The organism is Roseomonas sp. USHLN139 (assembly GCF_037145735.1).
Classification (GTDB): domain Bacteria; phylum Pseudomonadota; class Alphaproteobacteria; order Acetobacterales; family Acetobacteraceae; genus Pseudoroseomonas.
On record NZ_JBBCWY010000002.1, the window covers coordinates 593,085 to 600,431 of the forward strand.

Below are 7,347 nucleotides of genomic sequence, written 5' to 3' on the forward strand. Positions count from 1 at the left end.
CGCGCCCACAGACGGCAGATGGCAGACGGCAGGAGGCGGCCATGACCACCCTCACCCTGGGCATCGAGGCGCAGCCCGAGCAGGCCGAGCTGGTGGCCACCACCATCGAGCAGGCGGCGCTGACCGGCGCGCGGCTGGATGCCGCCGGCGCCCGCGCCCTGGCCCGCGCGGCGGAGGAGACCTTCGCCCATGTCGTCGCCCGGGCGCCCGGCACCCAGGTGGATTTCGCGCTGCACCGCCTGCCGCATGCGGCGCGGCTGGACATCGCCTTCGCCGAGCCCGGCTTCGACCCCGCCGCCTTCAACCTGACGCATGGGCTCGACCTCGAGGGCGGCGAGCTCGAGGAGCTGGCGCTGCTGATCGCCTCGCGCTCGGTCGACCGCTTCGACCTGTCGCTGGAACCCGGCGAGCCGGTGCGCATCCGGCTGGAGAAGGACCGCCCCTACCCGCCCCTGCCGCCGCTGGCGCCAATCCCGGTGCCGCCCGAGCCCGGCACCGCGCTGGCCGCCCGCCCCGGCAGCCCGGCCGAGCTGCGCCACCTGGCGCGGCTGCTGACGGCGCTGCACCCCGAAGCCAGCCTGCCGCCGCTGGCCCGCCGGCCGGACCGCCTGGCCGAGATGGCGCGCGAGGGCGCGGCAGCCGGCATCCTGGCGCTGGCGCCGGACGGGCGGCTGGCCGGCGGGCTGCTCTGGCAGCAGGGCGAGGGCCGCATCGCCGAGTTCCACGGCCCCTGGATCTTCTCCGCCGGCCCCGCCGCGCCGGTGGCCGAGGCGCTGGTCGAGGCCTTCCTGGGCGAGCTGGCGCGCAGCCGGCAGACCACCGGCGTCTTCGGCCTGGACAGCGCCATGCTGCCCGATGGCTGGTTCGAGCCGCTGGGCGGCCTGCTCGGCGGGCCGGCGGCGGTGTTCCGCAGCCTGGAGGAGGATAGCGGCGCCATCGCCTGGGCCGATCCGGCGCTGCGCCCCTTCCTGGAGGAGGGCTATGACCGGCTCGCCCTGGCGCGCGAGATCCGCGAGGCGCCGCCGCCGCCGCCCGGCGCCTCGGTGCTGGCGGCCGGCTTCGACCGCGCCGCCGGCGAGGCGGTGCTGCGGCCGGTGCTGGCCGGCGCCGATGCGGCGGCCAATGTGGCGGCGCATGTGGCGCTGCTGGCCGGCGACGGCATCGCCCGGCTGACCGCGCGGCTCGATCTCGGCCGGCCGCTCGACGCCTGCTTCATCCCGGCCCTGCTCGGCGCCGGCTTCCAGCCGCGCTACCTGGTGCCGGCGGCCGGGCGCGGCGACGTGCTGGTGCTGCAGCATCCGAGGGACCGGCGGTGAGCCAGCCCGCCCCCCCGCCGCTGACCCGGCTGGTGCCGGAGCATGTGCGGCGCTTCACCGCCTATGTGCCCAGCCCGCCGGACGAGGAGCTGAAGCGCCTCTACCGCATCGACCAGCTGCACCGGCTGAACAACAACGAGAACCCGCTGGGCCCGCCGCCGGCGGCGGTGGCGGCGCTGGCCGGCATGGCGCCGGCGCAGCACGCCCTCTATCCCAGCGGCGACGGTTTCTTTCTCAGGCGCCGGCTGGCCGAGCTGCATGGCGTCGAGCCGGCGCAGGTCCTGATCGGCAATGGCGCCAACGAGGTGATCGCCTTCGTCATCAAGGCTTTCTGCCAGCCGGGCGACGCCATCGTCACCGCCGACCGCACCTTCGCCGTCTATGAATGGGTCGCCGAATTCTCCGGCATCGAGGCGCGGCTGGTGCCGCTGCGCGACCACGAATTCGACGACGCGGCCATGCTGGCCGCCGCCCGTGCCGACGACCGCAGCAAGATTCTCTTCCTGTGCAACCCGAACAATCCGACCGGGACATGGTGGGATGGCGCGCGGCTGGCGCGCTTCCTCGACGCGGTCGCCGGGCGGCAGGTGGTCGTGGTCGACGAGGCCTATGCCGAATTCGTCGACGACCCGGCCTTCCCGGATGCGGTGGCGCTGATGCGCCGGCACCCGAACCTGGTGGTGTTCCGCACCTTCTCGAAGATGTGGGGGCTGGCCGGGCTGCGCATCGGCTACATGATCGGCGCACCCGAGATGACCGACATCGTCCGCCGCACCGCGGTGGTCTATTCGGTCGGCGGCGCGGCGCAGATCGCGGCCCTCGCCGCCGCCGGCGACCAGGCGCACCGCGCCGCCACCAATGCGCTGATGGACGAGGCCCGCCGCCATGTGGCCGCCGAGATGCGCGGCCTCGGCCTGCCGGTCCTGGCCAATGCCGGCAATTTCCTGATGGTCCGCCTGCCGATGAGCGACACCATCGCGCATCGCCGCCTGCTGGCCCAGGGCGTGATGGTGCGCGCCATGACCGGCTTCCGCTACCCGAACCACCTCCGCCTCAGCCTGTCGCACCCGGCGGCGATGGAGGCCTTCTGCCGGGCGATGCACGGGCTGGTGAAGCGTTAAGGGATCTTCGCGGCGATGATCGCCTGCAGGGCATAGACATCGACCTTGGCGTTGAAGGTGCGCTGGATCGGCTCGGCGGCGCCGCTGACCCAGATCTTCAGCTCGGCATCGAGGTCGAGATGGCCGGCGCTCTCCACCGAGAAGCGGGTGATGCTGCGATAGGGGATCGAGAGGTATTCGGTCTTGCGCCCGGTCAGCCCCTGCTTGTCGACCAGGATGATGCGGCGGCTGGTCAGCAGGATGACGTCGCGAATCAGCTTGAAGGCCTGCTCGACCGCCTCGCCGGGGCCGAGCAGCCGCGCGAACTCCGCCGCGGCCTGGTCCCGGTCGTAGTCGCCGGCATTGCCCAGCAGTCCCGAGAAGAAGGCCATATCGCGCGGTCCCTGATCGTGGTGGCGGTCGAGAGACGGAGATGAGGTCGCCCGGCGAACAAGTCCATGCCCCGCCGGGCTCACGTTCCGCTCAGCCGGCGCCTTCCACGGCGGTTTCCGGCGTCTCCACCAGCCGATGCCGCTCGCGCTTCGACAGCAGCAGGTAGCAGGCCGGCACCAGCAGCAGCGAGACGACCAGGCCGAGCCCCATGCCGCCCACCATCACCGCGCCCAGATCCTCGCGCGAGCGGGCGCCGGGCCCCACGGTCAGCAGCAGCGGCACGGCGCCCAGCATGGTGGCCACCGTGGTCATCAGGATCGGCCGCAGCCGGGTGGCAGCGGCCTCGACCACCGCCTCCTCGATGCTGCGGCCCTCGTCGCGCAGCTGGTTGGCGAATTCGGTGATCAGGATGCCGTTCTTGGCGACCAGCCCGACCAGCGTCACCAGGCCGATGAAGCTGTAGGCGTTGAGCGAGCCGCCGACGGCGATCAGCCCGAGCCCGGCGCCGACGATGGCGACCGGCACCACCGAGAGGACGATGACCGGGTCGCGGAAGCTCTCGAACTGCGCCGAGAGCACCAGGTAGATGAAGACCAGCGCCAGCAGCATGACCAGCAGCACGGTGGCATCCGCCTGCTTCAGCGCGCGCGAGGGTCCGTCGAAATCCAGCTGGGTGCCGGGCGGCAGCACGCGCGCCGCCTCGGCCTCAAGATCAGCCAGCACCGGGCCGAGCGAGGCGCCGGGCGCGATCGAGGCGCTGATCCGCGCCGAGCGCAGCTGCTGGAAGCGCGGCAGGGCGCTGGCGCCGACCGTCTCGCGCGGGCGCGCCACCTGGGCCAGCGGCACCAGGCTGTTGTCGGCGGCGCGGACATAGATGTTGCCCAGGATGTCGGCGTCGCGGCGCAGCGCCTCCTCGACCTGCAGCATCACCTTGTACTGCTCGCCGCCATAGCCGAGGAAGCCGGCCTGCTGGCCGCCCAGGAAGACGTTGATCGACTGGCCGATGCGGGCGATGTCGATGCCGAGCGAGGCGGCCAGCGGCCGGTCCATGGCGACATCGATGCGCCGCGTGTTGAGGTCGAGATCGACGGTCGGCGCCACCAGCCCGGGATGGGCGCGGGCATAGGCGGCCAGCGGCGCCATGGCGCGGGAGAGATCCTCGTAGCTGCCGGTGCTCTTCACCACCACCTGCACCGGCGGCACGCTGCCGCCGGCCAGCGGATTGGGGTCGAGGATGTTGAAGCGGCCGCCGGCGATCTGCGTCAGGGCGGGCAGGATGCGGGCGCCGATCGCCTGCGCCGTCGCCTCGCGCTCCGCCCAGGGCCGCAGCAGCAGCAGGGCGATGGCCTCGTTCGGCGCGGTCAGCCCGTTCATGATCATGCTGCCGCGGCGCTCGGGCACCGTCTCGAACACCGCCTGCACCCGCGCGGCGAGCCTGGCCATGTAGTCGTTGGTGGCGTCCTGCGGCGCGGTGTACTTGACCAGCAGGTAGCCGGCATCGTCGGCGGGGGCGAATTCGCCGGGCAGCTTCGTCATGGCGCCGATGCCGAGCACGAAGCCGCCGAAGGCCAGCAGCACCACCAGCAGCCGCCAGCGGATCAGCCGCCGCAGCAGCCGGCCATAGAGGCCGGAGGCATGGGCGAAGCCGCGGTCCAGCCGCTGCGCCCAGCCGCCCGGCCGCTTGGCGCGCAGCAGGCGGGAGCACATCATCGGCGAGAGGGTGCGCGAGACGAAGCCGGAGAGGATCACGCCGGCAGCGAGGGTGAAGGCGAATTCGCGGAACAGGCTGCCCAGCATCCCCGGCACCAGCCCGATCGGCAGGTAGACGGCGGCGAGCGTCAGGGTCGTCGCGACGATGGCGAAGCCGATCTCGCGCGAGCCGATGAAGGCGGCCGAGACGGCGTCGCGCCCCTCGTCGATATGGCGCTGGACATTTTCGACATCGACGATGGCATCGTCCACCACCAGGCCGATCGACAGCACCATCGCCAGCAGGGTGAAGGTGTTGATGCTGTAGCCCATGACATACATGAAGCCGAGCATGCCGATCAGCGACAGCGGGATGGTCACCAGCACGATGAAGGAAGAGCGCAGCGAGCCGAGGAACAGCAGGATCACCAGGGTGACCAGCACGACGGCGACCAGGATGGTCTCCGCCACCTCGGCCACCGCGATGCGGATGGTCTGCGAGCTGTCGAAGACGACATTCACCTCCATCCCCGCCGGCACCAGCCGGCGCAGCGCCGGCAGCAGCGCCTCGGTGGCGCGCGCCACCTCCAGCGGATTGGCCGAGGATTGCGGCAGCACGCCGACCGCCAGGGCGGTGCGGCCGTCGATCCAGATCGAGTTGTTCTCGCTCTCGGGGCCGACCTCGACGCGGGCCACGTCGCGCAGCCGCACCAGGGCATCGGCATCGCCGCGGCGGACCACCACCTCCTCGAACTGCTCGGGGCGGACCAGCGAGGTATCGGCATAGACCAGGCTGCGGCGGCCGTCCTGCTCCAGCGTGCCGGAGGGGACGGCGAGGTTCTGCGCCAGGATGGCGTCGTTCACCTCGGAGGCGGTGACGCCATGCGCCGCCAGCAGATAGGGATCGAGCCAGACGCGGACGGCATAGCGCCGCTCGCCCAGCACCTGCACCGCGGCGACGCCATCGACCGAGGCCAGGGCCGGGCGCACCACGCGGCCGACCACCTCGGTGATCTCGGTCGCGCTGCGCCGCGGATCGGCCAGCGACAGGTAGATCACCGGCACGGCGTCGAGGCTGAGCTGCGCGACCGTCGGCGACAGCGCCTCGCGTGGCAGGATGGCGCGCAGCGTGCCGACCTTGTCGCGCACCTGGGTCACCGCATCCAGCGGGTTGGTGCCGATCTTGAAGCCGATCTGGATCTCGCTCAGCCCCTCCCGGCTGGTGGAGACCACGGTGTCGATGCCGCCGATGGCGGCGACCGCCTGCTCGATCGGCGCGGTGATGGTGCGCTCCACCAGGTCCGGCGTGGCGCCGGCATAGACGGTGGCGATCGAGACATAGGGCAGGTCGAAGCGCGGCAGCTCGCGGATCGGCAGGCGCGACAGGCCGAGCAGGCCGATCAGCGCGATCACCAGGTTGACGACGATGGTGAAGACCGGCCGCCGGATGAAGAGGTCGGAGACGGACTTCACTTGGCGGTCCCGGCCGGGGGGGTGGCGGAAGGCGCGCTGACGATGACGCGGCGGCCCTCGTCGAGGTTGAACTGGCCGATGGTGACCACCTCGTCGCCCTCGGCCAGGCCGTCCAGGATTTCCACCCGGTCGGCCATCTGCACGCCGACGGTGACCGGCACGCGGCGGGCGCGGCCCTCGGCGATGCGGAAGACCGAGGCGCCGGTCAGGGTGTACTGCACCGCGGCGGGCGGCACGATGATCGCCGCCGGGCGCTGCGCGATCACCAGCCGGACGCGGCCGAACAGGCCGGAGGTCAGCTGCCGCGCGGCATTGTCGATCTCGCCGCGCAGCTGGATGTTGCGCTCGTTCAGGTCGGGGCGGGTGTCGATCAGCACGATGCGGCCCTGGAACTGCCGCCCCGGCACCGCATCGACCGAGAGCTGGAAGCCCTGCCCGACGGCGACCGCCGGCAGGAAGCGCTCGGGCAGGCGGAAGTCGAGCCGCAGCACGCTGCGATCCTCCAGCCAGAGCAGCGTCTTCCCGGCCGGCGCGTATTCGCCGATGCCGAAGAGCTTCTGGCCAACGACACCGCGGAAGGGCGCGCGGAGCGTCAGCTGGTCGAGCGTGGTGCGGCGCACCGCCAGCTCGCTCTGCGCCTGCTCCAGCGAGGCCTGGTCGTCATCCTGCGCCTGGCGCGAGCGGACCCCGGCGACCGAGAGCTGCTGCCCGCGCGAGAAGCGCACCTGGGCGATGGCGAGCTGGCCATTGGCGGCGTCGAGCTGCGCCTGGGCGATGCGCTTGTCGAACTCGACCAGCGGCACGCCGGCGGCGACCTCGGTCCCCTCGGTGAAATTCGAGGCGATGATGGTGCCACCGGTCAGCGAGGCGATCGGCACGCTCTGCCGGGCGCGCAAGGTGCCGATGGCGGTCAGCGCCGTCTCCACCGGACCGCGGCGCACCCGCGTGGTCTCCACCGCGGCGGGGGATTGCTCGGCGCGGTCGGCGACCGGCGCCACCACCGGCGGCGGCGCGGTGCCGGCATCGGGCGTCACGGCGCCGGGCGCGACGGCCCCCGCCAGCCGGCCCAGCCAGGGCAGCGGCACGAAATGGCCGATGGCGATGCCGCCGGCCAGGCAAAAGAGAAGGGCCAGCAGCCCCAGCAGACGGCGTGACGACATGGGCCCCGGCGGATCGGTCGGATGGGGCGCGACGCTACAGAGGGCTTTCCCGGGGCGCAACGTCTTCCTGCAACTGGCGGAAGCCATGACGGGCGATCTGCAACCATTCCGCTTGCGGCGGTGCTGGCGCCCGGCTGGAAGCTCCGCCATAGTCGCCGCAGCCAGGAGGGCCGGGATACCGCCCGTGGCATGACCCGGGGATTGCATGGGGTGCAG

Annotated in this window: 5 protein-coding genes; 2 read left to right on the top strand and 3 right to left on the bottom strand. The window is 72.4% G+C overall.

All coding sequences use genetic code 11. From position 1 onward, the window contains the following. Window positions 1-41 precede the first annotated feature (41 nt). Window positions 42-1,316: a hypothetical protein gene (locus tag WFI16_RS09920; protein WP_419897666.1), complete on the top strand. Its 1,275-nt coding sequence runs from the start codon at window positions 42-44 to the stop codon at window positions 1,314-1,316. Then, window positions 1,313-2,437: a pyridoxal phosphate-dependent aminotransferase gene (locus WFI16_RS09925; RefSeq protein ID WP_419897667.1), complete on the top strand. Its 1,125-nt coding sequence runs from the start codon at window positions 1,313-1,315 to the stop codon at window positions 2,435-2,437. Before WFI16_RS09920 ends, WFI16_RS09925 begins: the two co-directional genes overlap by 4 nt. On the opposite strand, the gene WFI16_RS09930 is transcribed toward WFI16_RS09925, so the two are convergent. The 3 genes from WFI16_RS09930 to WFI16_RS09940 form a co-directional block, all read right to left on the bottom strand. Then, the gene (locus WFI16_RS09930; protein WP_419897668.1) at window positions 2,434-2,808 is read right to left on the bottom strand and encodes a PH domain-containing protein; all 375 of its coding nucleotides are present in this window, start codon (window positions 2,806-2,808) and stop codon (window positions 2,434-2,436) included. The two genes, WFI16_RS09925 and WFI16_RS09930, sit on opposite strands and share 4 nt — an antisense overlap. Window positions 2,809-2,899: 91 nt before the next feature. Continuing rightward, complete coding sequence (locus WFI16_RS09935; RefSeq protein WP_419897669.1) at window positions 2,900-5,971, bottom strand: efflux RND transporter permease subunit; 3,072 nt, start codon at window positions 5,969-5,971, stop codon at window positions 2,900-2,902. Continuing rightward, complete coding sequence (locus tag WFI16_RS09940) at window positions 5,968-7,131, bottom strand: efflux RND transporter periplasmic adaptor subunit (protein ID WP_419897670.1); 1,164 nt, start codon at window positions 7,129-7,131, stop codon at window positions 5,968-5,970. Before WFI16_RS09940 ends, WFI16_RS09935 begins: the two co-directional genes overlap by 4 nt. Window positions 7,132-7,347: the final 216 nt, after the last annotated feature.